Here is an 18,704-nt window from a genome sequence, read left to right as displayed (position 1 = left end):
TCTTTCAAAAGGAAGGGGAAATGAAAGATGTTGAAATTACAAGGAAAATACAATGAAGCGAAAGTATTTACGAATAACGTTGATGAGACTGCGACAGGGCAGATTATTGATCTTTGTAACCAAGAATTTGTAAAGGATAGTCAAATTCGTATTATGCCAGATACACATGCGGGAGCAGGGTGTACGATTGGGACAACAATGACAATACAAGATAAAATTGTTCCTAATCTTGTAGGGGTAGACATTGGTTGTGGTATGGAAGTTGTTGTAATTGATAAGAAAAAAGAAGAAATTAATTTCGATTATTTAGACGAAACAATTCGGAAATTCGTTCCAAGTGGTTTTCGTATCCGAGATAAAGAACATCGATTCTCAAAAATGATTGATTTTGATGGTGTGAGAGCACCATTTACATTACAACGCGCTCAAAAAAGTATAGGTACTCTTGGAGGAGGGAATCATTTCATTGAACTAAATGAAGACGATAAAGGGAATGTATATATTGTCATTCATAGTGGTTCTCGTAATTTAGGAAAGCAAATAGCAGAGTATTATCAGAACTTCGCATATGAACAACTCATTGATGTTACATCAATGAAAGATGAGATTATTAAGAGATTAATGAAAGAGGGGAGAGAAAAAGAAATACAAGAAACTTTACGTGGAATAAAGAAGCCTAATATTCGAAAAGAATTAGCTTATTTAGAAGGACAGGGATTCAAAGATTATATGAATGACATGAATATTGCTCAAAAGTATGCTGCGTTAAATCGTAAAGCAATGATCGATGAAATTGTTACGAAAATGGACTGGAAAGTAACCGATCAATTTACTACAATACATAACTATATAGACATAGAAAATATGATTCTACGAAAAGGTGCTATTTCAGCTCAGAAAGATGAACGAGTCATTATTCCAATTAACATGAGAGATGGTTCAATTATTGCATTTGGTAAAGGTAATCCAGACTGGAATTTTTCTGGTCCGCATGGGGCAGGACGTATCATGAGTCGTAAGAAGGCTAAAGAATTATTGAGTCTAGAGGACTTCCATAATACGATGACAGAAGTTTGGACTACATCGGTAGCAGAGAGCACAATTGATGAGGCACCAATGGTATACAAGCCAATGAATGAAATTATCGAAAATACGAAAGAGACAATAGATATAAAGCATATTATTAAGCCATTATATAATTTTAAAGCGAATTAAAATGATAAAAGACCGCACATAAGGTAAAAGCTATGTGCGGTCTTTTATATATAAGTATAGTATTACATAGTTTCGCTAATTTTACTTTCACTACGAGTGTTAGTAGCAATTCTTTTCTTAACTTTAAAGTGATAGTACGTGTAGCAAAAGATAATAAATGGTACAGTGCAATAGATTCCTAGTCGTTGTTCAGGGATAAAAATAAGACTGATTAATATAATGCCATACAATCCAAAACCAAGAATTGGTACAAGTGGATAAAGTGGAGTTTTGAACTTTAAGTCTTCTAATTTTCCGCCGTCTGCTACATAATGTTTACGGAAAAAGAATTGAGAAACACAAATTGACATCCAAACAATGATTGTTATGACTCCGGAGATGGAAATTAACCATAAGTAAACAGTTTCAGCAGCTACTACGCTTGTCAAAAGAGAAAAAGCAGAAATAGCAATTGTCATAATTAAAGCGTTTAAAGGTATTCCTCGTGATGATAATTTCTTTAAAAAGGCTGGAGCCATTTCATTTTTGGATAATGACCAAAGCATACGAGTTGCCGCGTATAGTCCTGAGTTTGCGACAGAAAGAACAGCAGTAAGAATAACAAAGTTCATAATATCAGCCGCATATGGAATACCGATATTATCAAAAACGGCAACGAACGGGCTTTTTGTTAATCCTGCTTCTTCCCAAGGAATTAAAGCAACAAGAACAAAGATTGCTAAGACGAAGAAAAACATCGTACGCCATATAATATTTCTAATAGAACGAGGTAAAGTTTTTGCTGGATCTTCACTTTCACCTGCAGCGATTCCAACAAGTTCTGTACCTTGGAAGGAATAATTGACTGTAACCATTGTTAATAGAATAGCTGCAAGTCCATTTGGAAATAAACCACCATGATTCACGAAATTTGATAATAGCGGAGCTGGTTCGTCGCCTTTTAAATCAATAAAACCGAACATAGCGGCGCCACCAAGAATAATAAAAGCGATAATGGCAGATACTTTTATACTTGAAAACCAAAATTCTGTTTCTGCATAACTACGAGCAGATAGTGCGTTAATCGTGAAGATTGTAACTCCAAATATTAAACACCAAACCCAAACAGGAATATCAGGAAACCAGCGCTGCATTGTAATGCCAGCAGTTGTAAATTCAAGGCCGGTCGTATTCGCCCAGCTTAACCAATACAACCATCCGATTGTAAAGCCAGTTGCAGGATTGATAAACTTAGTGGCATATTCCTGGAAAGACCCCGAAACAGGCATGGCTACAGCGAGTTCACCAAGACATAGCATAACGAAATACATTAATAATCCACCGGCCATAAAGGCAAGTACGGATCCACCAGGTCCAGCCTGACTTATAATAAAACCAGATCCGTTAAATAATCCCGTTCCAATCACGCCACCGAGTGCAATCATGAATAAGTGTCTACTTTTCATCGTACGTTTTAATTCATTGTTTGTATTATTTACTTGCGCCATTGTTTTCCTCACTTTCGTAGTTGATAGCATAAATTTTGATGTTTTTCCGTATTGTGGAATATATTCCGTGATGTGAAATCTTGTTATAATTTTCAGATAATTAAAAAGAAAAGTCAATATTTTTTTGTTTGCGCTTTCAAATTATTGTTCGCAACATATTTTTATTTTTAGAAAATTGAATAAATAGATTGATTTCATTTCGAATGTTTGTTAAATTGATAGGTAATTGAGCGTGCTAACATATTACAAGTGAAGTAGAGGTGAGTTATGGTACAGTCCATTGATCGAGCGATAAGTATTATAAAGTTATTAAATTCTACTAATGAAAAAGAGTATTGGGCCATTTCTGATATAGCGGACAGAACACATCTCCCAGTTAGTACAGTACATAGATTACTTAACTCTCTAATCGAGCATGGGCTAGTTACACAAATTTCAGAGACGAAACAGTACAAAATTGGACCAATGTGGATGGAAATAGGATTACGACAATTGGAGAAGGTAGACTACAGATCAGTCGCAAGAGAAGTAATGAAACGATTGGCCTATGAAGTGGAAGAAAGTGTTTATTTGAACATTCCAAATGGAACACATTCTATTATTATTGAAAGAATGGATAGCCCTTTAAAAATTCGAGTTATTGATAACTTAGGGGAACAGATTCCTCTTTCAATTGGTGCTGCAAATAAAACGATGCTTGCCAATATGAAACAGAATGAAATGGAATATATTGTTGAGCAACTACTTTCTGCTTTACCAGAACAAAAGCAAATTCTTCTTGATCAAATAAAGCAAATAAGAAACGAAGGATATGCTGTCAGTTATGGAGAAAAAACAGAAGGGACAGCTTCAGTAGCTGCACCTATTATCGGATTTAATCATAAAGTAGTAGGAGCATTAAGTGTTGGGTTAATTAGTCATCGCATTAATGATGATCGACTATCTTTTCTTATTAGTAAGGTAAAACAAGCAGCACATGAAATATCAATAAAAATCGGCAGTACATCAGAACTATAATTTTGATAACTGTCGTCATTTTTTATTCATATACTGGAATTCATTTTCATAATGCGGAAAAATAGGGGGATTTATATGTCAAAGTGGCAATCAAAAGAACAATTGATTCAATTATTAAGCAGTCTTGTTGAAATTCCTAGTATTACAGGTACAGAAGCTGAAGTGATATTGCCAGACTTCGTTGTGGAACAATTATCTGATTTACAGTACTTCAAAGAAAATCCGCACCATTTGCAAAAAAATCCGACTGGGGACGGACGATATTTTGTTACAGCACTAGTAAAGAAAAGCGATCGTACAAAAAATACCGTAATTTTAGTAAGTCACTTTGATGTTGTAGATGTACAAGATTATGGAGTGTGGAAAGAAGATGCATTCAATCCTAAAAAGTTAACGTCTATGTTTTATTCTCATAAAGATGAGCTTCCAGACCATGTACGTGAAGATATAGAACATGGAGATTGGCTGTTTGGTAGAGGAACAATGGATATGAAATGCGGCCTCACGTTACAAATGGCAATGATTGAGCAAGCTTGTGAAGGAAGATTTGATGGGAATGTTCTTTTATTGGCTGTACCAGATGAAGAAGTAAACTCTGTAGGGATGAGAGCTGCTGTCCCAAGATTACTAGATTTAGCAAGAGAACATGATTTAGAGTATAAAACGGTACTAAATTCAGAGCCTATGTTTTCAAGGCACCCTGGTGATCAAAAGAAATATATTTATACTGGTTCTATTGGTAAAGTGTTACCTGGTTTTCTTTGCTACGGAAAAGAGACCCATGTAGGTGAACCTTTTGCAGGCTTAAATGGGAGTTATATGGCTTCATTAATAACAGCAGAATTAGAGTTGAATACAGACCTTTGTGATATTGTAGAAGGGGAAGCGAGTCCTCCGCCAACTAACTTACTTCAAAGGGACTTAAAGGAGGAGTATTCTGTACAAATTCCGCATCGCGCAGTCACATTATTTAATTTGTTTTTACTAGAAAAATCAATGACAGATGTCGTTTCATTGCTGCGTCAAAAAGTAACGAAAGTAGCAGAAAAAATAGAAGAGCAATATGAAAAGCAAGCATATCGTTTTTCTAAATATAATCCGTTTATACCGCCTAATATGAAGGTGAATGTATTAACGTATGAAGAGCTTATCACTTATGCAATTGAACAACATGGGCAAGAGAAAATAAATGAAATTCAATCTAGCATTATTAAAAATAGAGAAGGTAAAGATGATCGTGCGGTAACGATTGATTTAGTAGATAAACTAGCTATTTTATGTAAAGAAAAGGCGCCGATGATTGTGCTTTTCTTTGCTCCGCCATATTATCCAGCTGTAAGTTCACGCAACAACCAGTTAATTAAAGAGGTAGTTGGAGAGATGGAAAAGTATGCACACTTCAATCATAATATTTCATTTGAAAACCAAAACTATTTTGGAGGAATTTCAGATTTAAGCTACGTGGGCTTACAAAATCCATTACATTCAATGAGTTCACTTGTAGACAATATGCCATTATGGGATAAAGGTTACTCAATTCCACTTCAGGAACTAGAAGAATTTGATGTTCCAGTATTAAATATGGGGCCGGTAGGAAAAGATGCACATCAATGGACAGAACGTCTAGATGTAAATTACGCATTTGAAACGCTATTAGATATGTTACCGATTTGCATTGAAAAATTACTTGTTTCTAATAAAATAAGCGTAGTAGGGAAGGGGGAAATGAAATTATTTTAATATAATTAACAACTAAAACGGCCAAACTCAAATAAATTCGAGTTTGGCCGTTTATCATGTAGTGCATTTCTAATTACATTCATGTGAATTTATAGTTTTACTTTTTCGTTTGACCAGATAGTTCGACAGACTTTTGTGTACAACGTTGCATAGCTGAAATGATAGCTGTTCGTAAGCCTTTTTCCTCTAAAGTTGCTACAGCTTCTATCGTTGTTCCGCCAGGAGAACAAACCATATCTTTCAATTCACCTGGATGTATTCCTGTTTCTAGTACCATTTTTGCAGAGCCTAATACTGCTTGAGCAGCGAATTTATATGCTTGATTTCTTGGCATACCATCTAGTACAGCAGCATCTGCCATCGCTTCTATAATCATATATACGTATGCTGGTGAAGAACCACTTACAGATGTTACAACATCCATTAACTTTTCACTTACAATCTCTGATTGACCAAAACTATTGAAAATGTTTAGCACTTCTTCTAAATCTTTTTCTGTCACCATTTCATTCGGGCATAATGCAGACATTCCTTCTCCAACAAGAGCAGGAGTATTAGGCATTACTCTTACAACTTTTAATTTTTGATTAAAGGCATTTTCAGTACTTTCAATACTTTTGCCAGCAGCGATCGTAACGATGATAGTATCGTTTTTTATCACTTCTTTAATTTCGTTAATTACTAATGGGTATAAGTCTGGTTTAATTGATAAAATTAAAATATCAGCATTTTTAGCGACTTCATTGTTGTCAGTAGTTATAGATATTCCGTACTTTGTACTAGCATTTTCTAAATTCGTCGTGTTTAAATCTGAACACATGATTTTATTTGAAGACACTATCTTTTTATTTAGCATCCCGCCAATTATAGCCATCCCCATATTTCCGCATCCGATGAATCCAATTTGTTTATCCATAATAACTCAATCTTGCTCCTTTTTTAATAAATTATATCATTTTGAAATTGTTATCTTAAAATAACAATAACATCTCCATGCAATATAAAGAAACATTCTAAGAGAATATTTTCCTTTTTGCAACACCAAAAGATAAAAAATCAATTATATTCGACATTCTGTAAATATATACACTATAATGTAAGGTATTATGTTTATGAATATGAGTTGTAGTTATATCAATTTGTATTTTCATTCAGTAGAGCAATCTTTTCATGCAAGTAACTTGCTCCTCTATTTATTTTTAAAAATACTTCTTGACACCAAATCGAACTATATCGCATAATATAAAAAAATTAAACCGAAAATCGTTGAAGGGAAATAGTACATATGTCTTCTTGCGAAAGAGAGTGGAATTCACCGGCTGAAAGATTCCTCGTATAGAATATATCGAACCTATCCCTGAGTCTTAAATGAAAGTTTAGGCGTTTGCCTGCGTTATAGGCACCAAGTGGATATATATGTATATCAATTAAGGTGGTACCGCGGAACAATGACCGTTTCGTCCTTTTTATTTTATGAAGGGCGAAGCGGTCATTTTTATTTTGCTCTTAAATAGGCTACGTGCAGCACTCATAAGAATAGAAATCGCTGCAAGCTGTATGAATAGAAATGTAATGTATAAAAAACTTTGATTTTAGACTTGGGGGATAAAAAAGTGAAGAAACAGCGAATAGTTGTAAAGATTGGGAGCAGTTCTTTGGCAGATAGTCATGGAGGCATTTCTAAAGAACAACTTTCAGATCATGTTGCCGCATTAGCTCGATTGAAAGAGGAAGGGCATGAAGTGTTGTTAATTACATCTGGGGCCGTTGCTGCAGGTTTTTCTGCTCTAGGATACCCTAGCAGACCTGTAACAATTAAAGGAAAACAGGCTGCTGCGGCTGTCGGACAAAGTTTGTTAATGCAGGCATACACGGAGGAATTCCGTAAATACGGTATCGTTACTGCGCAACTATTGCTGACGAGAAGTGATTTTTCTAGAAAAGAACAATATAGTAACGCTTACGCGACGTTAGGAGAGTTACTAAACCGTTCTGCTCTTCCAATCATTAATGAAAATGATTCCATCTCTTTAGAGGAGTTAACGTTCGGTGATAATGATATGCTGTCAGCTTTAGTAAGCGGACTTGTTTCGGCAGATATGCTTATGATTTTTACAGATGTGAACGGTTTATATGATAAAAATCCTCAAAAAAATGAGGATGCGAAAAAATATTATTTCCTTCCTGAAGTTACAGAAGAAATCGCTTCTCTTGCTGGAGATGCTGGCTCAAAACTTGGGACTGGTGGTATGAAATCAAAAATCGATGCTGCAAAGACAGCACTCTCTCTTGGAGTAAGTGTATTTATCGGAACAGGACGTGGACAAGAGAAATTTGTTGATGTTTTAAAGGGGAAAGGTGACGGGACGTATGTCGGAAATGCCCCTCAAAAAGAAATGAAGATGAACAAGCAATGGATCGCTTTGCATTCGGTTGTTAGCGGTCAAATTGAAATAGACGCTGGAGCAACTACAGCTATCATTCAGCATGGCAAGAGTCTTCTTCCTGCGGGTGTTACAAATGTGTCAGGATTTTTCAAAGTTGGCGATGTTGTAGAAGTCATGACGCAACAAGGGCGCGTAATTGGAAAAGGACAATGCACATATAGCGCAGAGGAATTAAGAGAGATAAAAGGTATGCAAAGCCAACATATTCAAGCAAGAGGCGAAAGGCATAGTTATGAAGTCATCCATAGAGATCATTGGGTTTCACTTTAAGAATATAGTTTTTTTAACCTTAAAAAGGAGGAAATAAAAATGAATGAAGTGTTGGCAAAGGGGAAAAGAGCAAAAGAGGTTGCTAGGGAGCTGGTACTAAAATCTACACATCAAAAAAACGAAGCACTTGCTGCAATTGCAAATCAATTAATAAATGAAACAGCTTATATTTTAGAGGAAAACAATCGGGATATAGAAGAAGGTAAGGCAAAAGGGTTTTCTGATTCTCTCCTTGATCGCCTTATGCTGAATGAACAGCGTATTGTTGATATGACAGAAGGGATTAAGCAGCTAATTGAATTACGTGATCCTGTAGGAGAATGTGTAAGTGCATGGGAAAGGCCAAATGGACTATCTATTCAGGAAATGCGTGTACCACTTGGTGTTGTTGGGATGATTTACGAGGCAAGACCGAATGTAACAGTGGATGCTGCTACTATTTGTTTGAAGACAGGAAACGCAGTCATATTACGTGGTAGTTCTTCTGCTATTCATTCTAATAAAGCCATTGTTGCCGTTATTCACAGAGCGCTCAAACAAACAAGCTTACCAGAAGAAAGTGTACAGCTTATAGAAGATACAACGCGAGATAGTGCGAAGCAGTTGTTTACAATGAATGATTATCTAGACGTTCTTATTCCAAGAGGTGGCAAACAATTAATCGATACTGTTGTGAGGGAAGCGTCTGTTCCAGTACTTGAAACAGGTGCGGGAAATTGTCATATTTTCATTGATGAAACAGCGGATAAACAAATGGCATTTGATATTATTATAAATGCAAAAACGCAGCGTCCATCTGTATGTAATGCAATTGAAACGATTGTACTTCATGAGAAGTGGGCAGAGCAATATGGTAGCGAGTTGTTTTCTTCTTTGAAGGCAAGAGGCGTGGAGCTACGTGGTGATCAAAAAGCATTGGCAATTGATTCATCAATTGTACTTGCTTCAGAAGAAGACTGGGGGACAGAATTTTTATCTCTCACGCTAGCAGTTAAATTAGTTTCTTCTATAGAAGAAGCGATTCACCACATAAATACGTATGGATCTATGCATTCTGAAGCAATTATTTCAGAAAACGAGGAAAACGTCAGCAAATTTTTCGTATCTGTTGATGCTGCTGCGCTGTATCACAATGCATCAACTCGTTTTACTGATGGATCTGAATTCGGATTCGGAGCTGAGATTGGCATCAGTACACAAAAGCTACACGTAAGGGGACCAATGGGACTTCCTGCATTAACTTCCACAAAATATATAATTCGTGGTAATGGACAAATTCGAAAATAAAAATAAAAGACACTTAATTCGTTTGGGTGTCTTTTATTTTAAAAATTATTTACCATACAAAAAGCCCAACAAGCATAGCGCTTAATAAGGAAACAGCCATTCCGCTCACAAGAAGCTTCCAAACATTTTTCCCGATGACTGATGATTTTTCGCCGCCAAATAATGAATTGTAAGTTCCATAAATCATACCTACTGTACTAAAGTTAGCAAAAGAAGCTAGAAATGTTGTGGCAACCGCAACTGTATGCGGTTGTAAAGACTTTAAGTTTGATTTTAAATCCATCATTGCAACAAATTCATTCGTCGTTATTTTGATCCCCATTAGTTCAGCTACATACATAGCATCACTGCCCGATAAACCGAGTAAAAAAGCGAAAGGACTAAAGATAATAGAGAAGATTTTTTGAATTGTTAAACCCGTTACAAAAAATCCTAAAATCCCATTTAAACATGCTGTTAAAGCTACATATCCAATTACCATAGCTAAAATAACGATAACCATATTCATCCCGACTAACATACTGTTGGAAATAGTAGAAAAGAAATCCTTTTTTTCATGTTTGGAAGGTGAATAAACAACATCTTCTTCTTTCGAAACTTCCACAGGATTTAATACATTGGCTAAAATTAATGCGTTAATACAGTTTAATGGGATTGCGCTGAAAATATATGTTGCTGGAACCATTGATAAATAAGCACCAAGAATGGATCCGCTGACGCTACTCATACTCATAATTCCAAAAGTCAGCAGACGATTTTCTTTTAAAACAGATAATTGATCCCGAACAACAGCAAGCGCTTCGGTGTTCCCTAAAAACATCATTTGAATCGAAAAGAAGCTTTCTAACTTGGGTAAACGAGAAATCTTTGAAATAATTGCACCTACTTTATCAATAATCCAAGTTAAGATTCCAAAGTAAGAAAGAATATCAAAGAACGTGATAACAAAAATGATAGGAAGTAATGCGCTAAAGAAGAAATCAATTGTTTGATTTTCCATAGCAGAAGGAAATGCAAATCGAATTCCTTCATTCGCACATGCCAGTAGCCAACTGAAAAATGAAGCAATTTTATTAATGATAATACTGCCTAGCTTTGTGCCTAACATAAACCACGTAATAAAAAGCTCCAATATGATGAGAATTACAATTGGTCTCCATTTTATATGTTTTTTATTAGGCGAACATAAGAAAACGATTAATATGACAACGAAAATCCCTAACATATTCAATATGAAATACATGTCAACAACTCCTTGAGGCTTATTATTTGTATATAAAAAAGCTCCTATTCTTCTTAATTTAGAATGAATGTATTTCAACTAAAATTTTGTTAATTCTAAAAATGTAGAAGGTAAAATTCGATAAACATAGAATTTAATATATAGCAAACAAGGAGGGATAAAAATGGAGGTCTATCACATAACGAGTAGAAAGAGGGAAACTTATAACGTTCAAGTGAAATATTCGATACTTTTCGAATGTGCTCTTGGCATTGCAGCAATTACTCATAAGCGGTTAATTGATACTCTTGAAAAGAGCCAAAATGAATGGGAAGAAATGAAGCAATCATTAACAGAAGAAATGAGAGAGCACTTACAGTTTGTAGAAAAACATAATACGTGGAAAGCGTTACTTCAGTTGTTGTATGAAGAGGATTTTCAGGACTTAGCACAGTTTCATGGTAAAATCGATTCGCTTTCAGAAGTAGATTTGAAATATATATGTTTACCGTTTTTAGGGGAGAAGTACCAAGAAAAAAGAACTTTAGCGGCAAGTGGAAACGTAACTGCAATACATGAACTAATGGAACTGACACAAGAACATCAGTTTTTCTCTACGTATATTCGTTTTATATGTGATGTTGATGTACAAGTGCTAAAATCCCATTTAATTGCTGTTATGACAGGATGGTACGACAGTGTTATTAAAAGAGAGGAAGAACAAATACTTTCTATATTCAAACGAGATTATGAAGCAAAGAATGAAATGAATAAAAAGATGAAACCGGAAGAGTTTGTCGAGTGGGCCACTGGTGGCGTGAACTATATGCCAGAGCCAAGTGTTCATTACGTACTTCTTATTCCGCAAATGACGTACAGACCGTGGAATATTGAGGCGGATGTTGAAGATACGAAAGTATTTCATTATCCAGTTGCAAACGAAAGTATCCATCCTGAAGATCCATATGAACCGAACTATTTTTTAGTTCAAAAACATAAAGCTCTTGGAGATGAAGCGAGGTTACGCATTGTAAAAATGTTGTTCGAAAAAGAACGAACATTGCAGGAAATTACAGAAAGATTGCAACTTGGTAAATCGACTGTACACCACCATTTGAAATTGTTACGTGCGGCGAAGTTAGTGGATATACATGACGGAAAATATGTATTAAGAAAGAAAGCAGTACAGTCTTTAGCGAAAGAATTAGATATGTTTTTGAATAGATAATTAACAACGAGAATGTACATAAAGGGAGGAATATAAAAGAAAAGTTGGTGTGTGAAATTGAAAAATATATTGAAAAATCGCTCGTTCTTTTTTATGTGGATTGGTAGTGCAATCTCAGAATTAGGAGGCGGTTTCGGAACGTTATGTAATTCAATTCTAGTATATGAGTTAACAGGATCGGAAATGGCTTTAAGTAGTATGTGGCTATTATATTTCATCCCATCACTCATACTGCAATTAATCAGTGGCCCATTTATTGATAAATGGAGTCGGAAGTGGATTATGATTTTTTCACAATGGATACGAGCGTCCGTATTCTTATTACCTTTGATAATGTTAGTTTCCGGTAGTTTAGAAGTTTGGCACATTTATGTTGTTCAAATTGTAGTGGGACTTATTACACCACTTTATACACCTGCAAGTCAAGCAATTACACCGAGCATTGTAGGGAAAGAACAACTTCAAGATGCAAATGCGTACATTGATGGAATGACTCGTCTTATGATGTTTCTTGCGCCAGTATTAGGTGGAGTAGTCATTCATTTGATTGGCACAGAACTTGCATTATCTTTCGTATGCATTTGTTTATTTGTTAGTGGCACTTTCTTACTTTATATAAAAGAAAATAGAACGTCGCAACCTATTCGGAAAACGTGGCTAGAACAGTTTCTTCACGGTTTTACATATTTTTTCACAAAACCAATCATTGTTTGGCTCGGTATATTTCTTACTTTCGTTCAATTTGGAGTAGGAGTAACAATGGTCACAAACCTTCCTTATATAAAAGATGAGCTATCAGCGGGATATGCGGAATTTGGTTATTTTATGGCCGGATTCCCACTTGGCTATGTAGTTGGATCTATACTAGTCGGAAAAGTAACATATAAAAGCCGGCGTATACTTATGCTTGGAGGATTGTTTATAGGGGGGCTCACATACATTTCGCTAGGGTTCAATCATAGTATTATCATTGCAATAATAATTGAAGTAATAGCAGGGATTTGTATTGCATTTTTCAATGTTCATAACACAACGATATGCCAACAGTCAGTTCCGAACAATATGATAGGACAAGTATTTTCAGTGCGATTATTTTTCATACGATCCGCTATGCCATTAGGTGTGCTAGTAGGGGGAATATTGAGTGAAATGTGGGGAGTAAGAGCGCTATACTTTATTATCGGTTCAATTATATGTGTCACTTCTTTAATCGGAATCTTACTCCCATATTTCAAATTTTTAGATGGGGCAGTTGAAGAGAAAACAGCATAATTCGAAAAATCTAAACTTTATAATTGAAAATAATTATCATAATCAACTATAATAGAAGTATAGTAGTATTCGTATTACAATGAAGGAGTGGGATATATGTTTATCGAAACGAAAACATTTACAGTAAAAGAAGGTACATCAAATATAGTTGTAGAACGTTTTACTGGAGAAGGTATTATTGAAAAGTTTGAAGGTTTTATTGATTTAAGTGTTCTTGTGAAAAAAGTAAGACGCGGCGACGAAGAAGTAGTCGTTATGATTCGCTGGGAATCTGAAGAAGCTTGGAAAAACTGGGAAACAAGTGAAGAACATTTAGCTGGACATAGAGCGAGCCGTGGTAAACCAAAGCCAGATCATATCATTAATGTGGATCACGCAGTTTATTATGTGAAATCATCGAAAGCGGCTTATCAACAGTCGTAATATATATGTAAAGGTAGAGGATATTTGTTTATTAATAAACAAATATCCTCTTTTTTTGATTTATAGTAAAATATGGATGTGATAAATGTTTATTTGATAAAAGTGGTGACTTAAAAAAACTAAAAGAAATAGCTATATCTGAATTTGAAAACTATCGTGTTTCTAGCGACAAAGTGAAAGGCATTTCTCATTGGTTACAGAGTTCGTTCATTAAAATTCAATCTGCTTTGAAAGCAAATGATGAGTTAAAGGCTTCATACATAGTTCAAACTTCAACTTGGACATTGTTAGAAGGAATATGGGCTATTAATAATAAGCCAGTACCGCCAGCGGGATCTGTGTTGAAGTATATTCAAACGTTACCGAATAAGCCAATTCATTTAGATGTGTTACTTAATAAACTATTTTTAGATGATACGAAGGACCGTATTAAAGCAGCAATTGAGTTAATTGAGTGGGTGCTTCATAAATAATATTGTTGGTAAATCGATATGTTGTGTTGAATCGTCGATATATCGAGAAAATCGTTGATATAAATTTCATATACTGTATAAGTAGCAACTAAAAGAGTGTAATCTAGTTAAATTTTTAAAATGAAGTTTCATAACAAGGTCTATTTTGCAAAGGAATTGCTTATGCATAAAATAACAATAATGTATCTTAATGCAAAAAAACTAGAGAATCTAGCAGGTTTCCCATATGGTACAGTACGAAACGATTATAAGTAGTACAGTGATATAAATAGGAGGTTACCGCTATGACATCTGTATTTAAAGATATGGCGTTCCAGCTGAAAACGGAACGACTCGACCTGAATATGTGGGAGGAATCCGATGCAGTCTGGCTTAGAGAACTAGTTGGTGAACGTGGAGTTGAAATGCCAACCGTTGAATCTGTTCGTAACGATCTTATTGAGAAGCGCAAGATAGCAGCTGAAAATGGTATTTCTCTTCTCACGATTCGTAGACGAGACGAAGGCGATTTCATCGGTTACTGTGGCTTAATTATCGGTCGTTCCACGCTTGAAGAGCCGGAGATTGCATACGAGTTGTTCCGTAGTGCTCATCGCATGGGTTATGCGACAGAGGCAGCATCAGCGGTATTGGAGGCTGCGATTGCTACGGGGCGCAAAAGACTATGGTCTACTGTAGGCGCTTGGAATACTGCGTCTTTTCGAGTGTTAGAGAAGTTAGGATTTACGCGACATCATAGTACGTTTGGCGAACGCGGTGAGATTGTTTGGAATGTGCGCGATCTATAGATTAAATTCAAAACAATGAAAAACGTAAAAGAAAGCCCATATGTTAGATTACTCAGTAATCTAGCATATGGGCTTTTCCTTTAAATGCAATAGTTTGTTTTAATTTTTTACATCCTCATATAATTGGAGTGCCTCTTTCACATTCAACCCATTTTTCACAATCCCATGTATCGCTTGAATCATCGCAGCTGGATGTTCGGATTGCCATATGTTGCGGCCCATATCTACGCCGATTGCACCTTCTTGCAGGGCGTTATACGTAATGTTTAATGCGTCTTCAATTGAATCTAGTTTTGGGCCGCCCGCGATGACGACTGGGGCAGGGCAAGTGCTTGTAATTTTTTCGAATCCTTCGCAGTAATACGTTTTAATAATGTCAGCACCCATTTCAACGCATACACGGGAAGCAAGTGCTAAAAAGCGAGCTTCACGTTTTTGCAGTTCTTTTGCAACTGCGGTAATGCCAAGTACTGGCAGACCATAATCGTGAGCTTCTGAAACTACATTTGCGAGATTCGAAACTGTTTGTGTTTCATAGTCTGATCCGACGAAAACAGATACACCGACGCCAATTGCATTTTGTTTTACTGCTTCTTTTACAGGGGTAACAATTGTTTCATTCGCTAAGTCTTTACCGACGACAGTAGCTCCGCCTGATACACGCATAACCATCGGTGTGCTGCAGTTTTCAGGAATGCAGGAGTTAAGTACACCTCGCGTTAAAAAGAGGGAATCTGTGTAAGGAAGCAAGTTTTTAACTGTTTCAAGTGGTTGTTCAAGCCCGTGAATTGGTCCTAAAAAGTAGCCGTGATCTATCGCTAACATAACCGCTCTGCCATCAGGTAAAATTGTATTTAATCGATTTTTAAATCCCCAAGTCATTCAAAATCACTCCTTCGTTAATGTTGGATTTTCCGTTTGAACAGTATCTTTATTTGGTAAGTGTGGTGACTTTATAAAAACCGCTTTAAAAGGTTTGTCAGAATGGTTAATAAGATAGTGAGATTCATGAGGACGAACTTGCAGGACATCACCTTGTTTCATTGGAACTCTTTCGTTATTTACATAGAAATCTATTTCACCTTCTAATGCATAAAAGACCTCTTCGCACGTCGTATGATAATGGTTTTGAAACTCCTGTCCAGGCTGAATGACAACAAGGCCAAGATCAATATTCGGACCTTGTATTAAATATTTCGGCCCGTTATCACCGAAGCGATAGGAGAAGTCATTTTCATTCGCTTTTAGCATACAGTTCACTCCTTTATGTAATGTGTTACAGTGCACCAGGCGCAATCCACATATGTGAGGTGAGCCCGTTATCAGCTAAAGTGAGCTGACTGTCATATACAGTTTTCCAGGTTTCATAGAACTCTTTATATAGTTCGTGATTTTCAGTAACTGGTTCGAATGTTTGCTCCCACTGTACAAACTCTTCGGCAGTCTCTTCCATAGATGCATATATGCCAGCACCAACTCCTGCAGCAATTGCAGTTCCTAAAGCAGCTGCTTCTTTCACAACAGGTACTTTTACAGGAATACCAAGGACGTCTGATAGAATTTGTGGCCATAGTTTTCCTTTAGCGGCACCACCAGCAAAAACGACTTCAGAAGGGAATGTTCCTGTGAGATTTTCTATTAATTTTAAGTTTCCAAGTGTAACGAAGGCGGCATTTTCTTCAATAGCACGGAATAGCTCTTTTTTTCCACATTTGTCAGCGTCTAAACTTAAATTTAAAAAAGATGGTGCGGCATGACGCCAAGAAATGTAGTTCATAACGTTTGAAAAAGTAGGGATAATGCCATGTGAGCCGACAGGTACGTCTTTTGCTTGTTCTTCTAATAATTCATAAGCATCTACACCGAGTTTGTCAGCAAGTTTCTTTTCCTCTTGGCAAAAAGCGTCTCGAAACCAGCGCATAACGAGGCCTGGGAAAAAGGCAATCGTTTCGTATTGCCATAGGTTACGTACGACGTGACAATTTATACGAATCGCAGCTTGTGGATCTATTATTGGCTCAGTAACATTCACTTCTTGTTGCCAAAAACTACCTCCGCATATTAATGTTTGATTCGGTTTCACAACTCCAGTTCCGAGCGATGCCATTTGAGCATCTCCGCCCCCGGCTACGACAGGAATTCCTTCACGTAATCCAGTTAATGCTGCACACTCTTTTGTAACGTTGCCAATTACTGTACCAGCTTCATTTACTTTTGGTGAAAATGGCAAAGTTATACCACACTCTTTAGCTACATCGTTATCCCAATTTCTATTTTGTAAATCAAAGATTCCAGACGTACAACCGTTTGAAGGATCAATTTGCAGCACGCCGCTCAGTTTATATAAAATCCAATCGTTTAACATTGTAAAAGAGTGAATAGTATTATAGACGTCAGGTTCATGTTTTTTAATCCAAAGTAGGCGGGGTAAAGCACCTAATGAAAAAGTTTGACCAGACTTTGTATATAAATCTTTTTCAAGATGTGACCGAATTTCTTTTAGTTCACTAACCTCCGCAGATGCACGCCCATCAACATTTGCACACGCCCATATTTCTTGCCCATCTTGATCATATAAAACAAATCCTTCCCGCATACTTGTAGCGCTAATAGCAAGAATAGAAGAGGCAGGGGTATTGCTTTTTTGAAGAACCTCTTTCGTGCATTCTTGTACTAGCTTCCAATTTTCTATTACATCAAAGTTCATAGAGCCTGGATAACGAGGGTCAGATTTGTGAATCCATTCTTTTTGACTTACTGCAGTTTGATTACCATGTAAATCAAAAAGAACTGCTCGAATGCTTCCTGTACCAGCATCGAAAGCTAATAAATGGGACATGAACAATCACCATCCTTTCGTAATAAGGAGAGGGCAGTCTCCTCATCGGTAATTAATGTATGAATAAACTTTCCTTTTAAGGCACCATAAATTGCATCTATCTTTTCTATACCTCCAGCAACACCGACGACATGATTCATATTGCGCAAAATAGAGAGAGGCGTGCCAATTAGACGATTGTGATGCGAGAGCTCTAATAAATTGCCATTTGTATCATAAAACTGTCCTAAAATATCGCCAGCACCGTTTTGACTACGAATATATGTCATCTCACGTAATGTTAATTTTTCTTTTTTTACAATCGTAGCGTCTTGAGATAGTCCTCCAATACCGACAACAGCCGTATGAGCAAGTGAAGCGACATGAAGCATATCTTTTACACTCGGTTCTGATAGAATACTTTGTGCCATTTCGGTTGTAGACGCTAGAAACGGCGTAGGGATAATGTGAAGATCACCTTGCATGTAATGTAAATAGTTTTGTTTTCTCGGGAGATAGTGATTTACTCCGCCTGTTAACGTTACGATTGAGAGATTAATAGAACTTTCGAAATGAATGTTTTCTAGCATTTTGCTAATTGTTTCTCCCCAGCCAATACCGAGTAAATCTCCTTGCTGGAGCTGAGTTTCTAAATATTGTGCAGCAGCTTTTCCGAGAGAATCGTGATAATTGTTTACTGGGGTCGGGATAATAAAAGCATCTTTTAAGTGGAATTTTTTCATTAAGTCACGCTCAATACTTAAACAGTGCAAACCAGTCCCTTTTACGTGAAATGTAACGATACCTTCACTCCGCGCCTTCTCTAATAACCGAACAACTTTATTTCTTGAAATGTGAAGAAGTGAAGCGATTTCTTGTTGTGTTAATTGGTCCTTATAATAGTACCAAGCTACTTTCGTTAATAAATTCTCTTCAAAGTTCAGCTGTGTCATACTCTTCATCCCTTTCAACAATTGACCACAGCTTAAACATATGTACCATATATTTTGTTTATTC

Annotated in this window: 16 protein-coding genes, 1 pseudogene and 1 other annotated feature; of the genes and pseudogenes, 10 read left to right on the top strand and 7 right to left on the bottom strand. The window is 36.3% G+C overall.

The window, feature by feature from the left end; translation table 11 throughout:
* The first annotated feature begins 27 nt into the window (after positions 1 to 27).
* Positions 28 to 1,215: an RtcB family protein gene (locus PDQ40_RS07385; protein WP_214328175.1), complete on the top strand. Its 1,188-nt coding sequence runs from the start codon at positions 28 to 30 to the stop codon at positions 1,213 to 1,215.
* A 62-nt stretch (positions 1,216 to 1,277) separates the two neighbouring features.
* Here the strand turns inward: PDQ40_RS07385 and PDQ40_RS07380 are convergent, their stop codons facing one another.
* Positions 1,278 to 2,702, bottom strand: a complete 1,425-nt coding sequence (locus PDQ40_RS07380; protein WP_000079969.1) for an amino acid permease — start codon at positions 2,700 to 2,702, stop codon at positions 1,278 to 1,280.
* A gap of 267 nt (positions 2,703 to 2,969) precedes the next feature.
* Here PDQ40_RS07380 and PDQ40_RS07375 point away from each other — a divergent pair, with 267 nt between their 5' ends.
* Both PDQ40_RS07375 and PDQ40_RS07370 read left to right on the top strand, forming a co-directional pair.
* Entirely contained in the window at positions 2,970 to 3,719 is a 750-nt protein-coding gene (locus PDQ40_RS07375) for an IclR family transcriptional regulator (RefSeq protein ID WP_000250772.1), read from the top strand.
* A 75-nt stretch (positions 3,720 to 3,794) separates the two neighbouring features.
* Positions 3,795 to 5,459 carry a M20 family metallopeptidase gene (locus tag PDQ40_RS07370; protein ID WP_270691305.1) on the top strand — a complete coding sequence of 555 codons (1,665 nt, stop codon included), beginning with the start codon at positions 3,795 to 3,797 and terminating at the stop codon, positions 5,457 to 5,459.
* 97 nt (positions 5,460 to 5,556) lie between these two features.
* Here PDQ40_RS07370 and proC read toward each other — a convergent pair whose 3' ends face one another.
* A complete protein-coding gene (proC, locus tag PDQ40_RS07365; protein ID WP_103141481.1) occupies positions 5,557 to 6,375 on the bottom strand; it encodes a pyrroline-5-carboxylate reductase in 819 nt (272 codons plus the stop codon).
* Positions 6,376 to 6,716: 341 nt separating this feature from the next.
* Positions 6,717 to 6,927 (top strand) — a binding site (T-box leader).
* A gap of 145 nt (positions 6,928 to 7,072) precedes the next feature.
* On the opposite strand from proC, the gene proB reads away from it, so the two are divergent.
* Together proB and proA are read left to right on the top strand one after the other, a co-directional pair.
* A complete protein-coding gene (gene proB, locus PDQ40_RS07360; protein ID WP_000744725.1) occupies positions 7,073 to 8,176 on the top strand; it encodes a glutamate 5-kinase in 1,104 nt (367 codons plus the stop codon).
* Positions 8,177 to 8,215: 39 nt separating this feature from the next.
* Complete coding sequence (proA, locus tag PDQ40_RS07355) at positions 8,216 to 9,463, top strand: gamma-glutamyl phosphate reductase (RefSeq protein ID WP_074542216.1); 1,248 nt, start codon at positions 8,216 to 8,218, stop codon at positions 9,461 to 9,463.
* A 49-nt stretch (positions 9,464 to 9,512) separates the two neighbouring features.
* Here proA and PDQ40_RS07350 read toward each other — a convergent pair whose 3' ends face one another.
* Complete coding sequence (locus tag PDQ40_RS07350) at positions 9,513 to 10,706, bottom strand: NupC/NupG family nucleoside CNT transporter (protein ID WP_000273598.1); 1,194 nt, start codon at positions 10,704 to 10,706, stop codon at positions 9,513 to 9,515.
* A 163-nt stretch (positions 10,707 to 10,869) separates the two neighbouring features.
* On the opposite strand from PDQ40_RS07350, the gene PDQ40_RS07345 reads away from it, so the two are divergent.
* From PDQ40_RS07345 to PDQ40_RS07325, 5 genes and pseudogenes are all read left to right on the top strand, one after another.
* Entirely contained in the window at positions 10,870 to 11,913 is a 1,044-nt protein-coding gene (locus PDQ40_RS07345) for an ArsR/SmtB family transcription factor (RefSeq protein ID WP_229136681.1), read from the top strand.
* 51 nt (positions 11,914 to 11,964) lie between these two features.
* The gene (locus PDQ40_RS07340) at positions 11,965 to 13,185 is read left to right on the top strand and encodes an MFS transporter (protein ID WP_076855853.1); all 1,221 of its coding nucleotides are present in this window, start codon (positions 11,965 to 11,967) and stop codon (positions 13,183 to 13,185) included.
* A gap of 96 nt (positions 13,186 to 13,281) precedes the next feature.
* Complete coding sequence (hmoA, locus tag PDQ40_RS07335) at positions 13,282 to 13,608, top strand: heme-degrading monooxygenase HmoA (RefSeq protein WP_000469503.1); 327 nt, start codon at positions 13,282 to 13,284, stop codon at positions 13,606 to 13,608.
* Between the two features lie 89 nt (positions 13,609 to 13,697).
* Positions 13,698 to 14,081: pseudogene (locus PDQ40_RS07330) on the top strand (DNA polymerase subunit beta); the annotation flags it as partial.
* Positions 14,082 to 14,365: 284 nt separating this feature from the next.
* Positions 14,366 to 14,869 (top strand): GNAT family N-acetyltransferase, encoded by a 504-nt coding sequence (locus PDQ40_RS07325; protein ID WP_000204931.1) that lies wholly within the window; start codon positions 14,366 to 14,368, stop codon positions 14,867 to 14,869.
* 99 nt (positions 14,870 to 14,968) lie between these two features.
* Here the strand turns inward: PDQ40_RS07325 and lsrF are convergent, their stop codons facing one another.
* From lsrF to PDQ40_RS07305, 4 genes are read right to left on the bottom strand one after another with little or no spacing between them, the layout of a single operon-like run.
* On the bottom strand, positions 14,969 to 15,751 hold the full coding sequence (lsrF, locus tag PDQ40_RS07320) for a 3-hydroxy-5-phosphonooxypentane-2,4-dione thiolase (RefSeq protein ID WP_000219757.1): 783 nt from the start codon (positions 15,749 to 15,751) through the stop codon (positions 14,969 to 14,971).
* A gap of 6 nt (positions 15,752 to 15,757) precedes the next feature.
* A complete protein-coding gene (locus tag PDQ40_RS07315; protein WP_000909989.1) occupies positions 15,758 to 16,120 on the bottom strand; it encodes a cupin domain-containing protein in 363 nt (120 codons plus the stop codon).
* A gap of 25 nt (positions 16,121 to 16,145) precedes the next feature.
* Positions 16,146 to 17,708 carry an autoinducer-2 kinase gene (gene lsrK / locus PDQ40_RS07310; protein ID WP_000018823.1) on the bottom strand — a complete coding sequence of 521 codons (1,563 nt, stop codon included), beginning with the start codon at positions 17,706 to 17,708 and terminating at the stop codon, positions 16,146 to 16,148.
* Complete coding sequence (locus tag PDQ40_RS07305; RefSeq protein ID WP_270691304.1) at positions 17,693 to 18,640, bottom strand: sugar-binding transcriptional regulator; 948 nt, start codon at positions 18,638 to 18,640, stop codon at positions 17,693 to 17,695. The genes lsrK and PDQ40_RS07305 overlap by 16 nt, the downstream gene beginning before the upstream one ends.
* Positions 18,641 to 18,704 lie beyond the last annotated feature (64 nt).

The sequence above is a fragment of the Bacillus cereus group sp. Bc061 genome, from assembly GCF_027715825.1.
In the GTDB taxonomy this organism is placed as follows: Bacteria; Bacillota; Bacilli; order Bacillales; family Bacillaceae_G; genus Bacillus_A; species Bacillus_A paranthracis.
Note: the sequence above shows the minus strand (reverse complement) of the source record. Positions and strands in the feature narration are given on the sequence as shown.

Excerpts from the sequence above, each read along its gene's own strand:
- lsrK (WP_000018823.1), bottom strand. The coding sequence starts at position 17,708 with ATGTCCCATTTATTAGCTTTCGATGCTGGTACAGGAAGCATTCGAGCA.
- PDQ40_RS07385 (WP_214328175.1), top strand. The coding sequence starts at position 28 with ATGTTGAAATTACAAGGAAAATACAATGAAGCGAAAGTATTTACGAAT.
- proA (WP_074542216.1), top strand. The coding sequence starts at position 8,216 with ATGAATGAAGTGTTGGCAAAGGGGAAAAGAGCAAAAGAGGTTGCTAGG.
- PDQ40_RS07315 (WP_000909989.1), bottom strand. The coding sequence starts at position 16,120 with ATGCTAAAAGCGAATGAAAATGACTTCTCCTATCGCTTCGGTGATAAC.
- hmoA (WP_000469503.1), top strand. The coding sequence starts at position 13,282 with ATGTTTATCGAAACGAAAACATTTACAGTAAAAGAAGGTACATCAAAT.
- PDQ40_RS07370 (WP_270691305.1), top strand. The coding sequence starts at position 3,795 with ATGTCAAAGTGGCAATCAAAAGAACAATTGATTCAATTATTAAGCAGT.
- PDQ40_RS07325 (WP_000204931.1), top strand. The coding sequence starts at position 14,366 with ATGACATCTGTATTTAAAGATATGGCGTTCCAGCTGAAAACGGAACGA.
- PDQ40_RS07350 (WP_000273598.1), bottom strand. The coding sequence starts at position 10,706 with ATGTATTTCATATTGAATATGTTAGGGATTTTCGTTGTCATATTAATC.
- lsrF (WP_000219757.1), bottom strand. The coding sequence starts at position 15,751 with ATGACTTGGGGATTTAAAAATCGATTAAATACAATTTTACCTGATGGC.
- PDQ40_RS07305 (WP_270691304.1), bottom strand. The coding sequence starts at position 18,640 with ATGACACAGCTGAACTTTGAAGAGAATTTATTAACGAAAGTAGCTTGG.
- proC (WP_103141481.1), bottom strand. The coding sequence starts at position 6,375 with ATGGATAAACAAATTGGATTCATCGGATGCGGAAATATGGGGATGGCT.
- PDQ40_RS07345 (WP_229136681.1), top strand. The coding sequence starts at position 10,870 with ATGGAGGTCTATCACATAACGAGTAGAAAGAGGGAAACTTATAACGTT.
- PDQ40_RS07375 (WP_000250772.1), top strand. The coding sequence starts at position 2,970 with ATGGTACAGTCCATTGATCGAGCGATAAGTATTATAAAGTTATTAAAT.
- PDQ40_RS07380 (WP_000079969.1), bottom strand. The coding sequence starts at position 2,702 with ATGGCGCAAGTAAATAATACAAACAATGAATTAAAACGTACGATGAAA.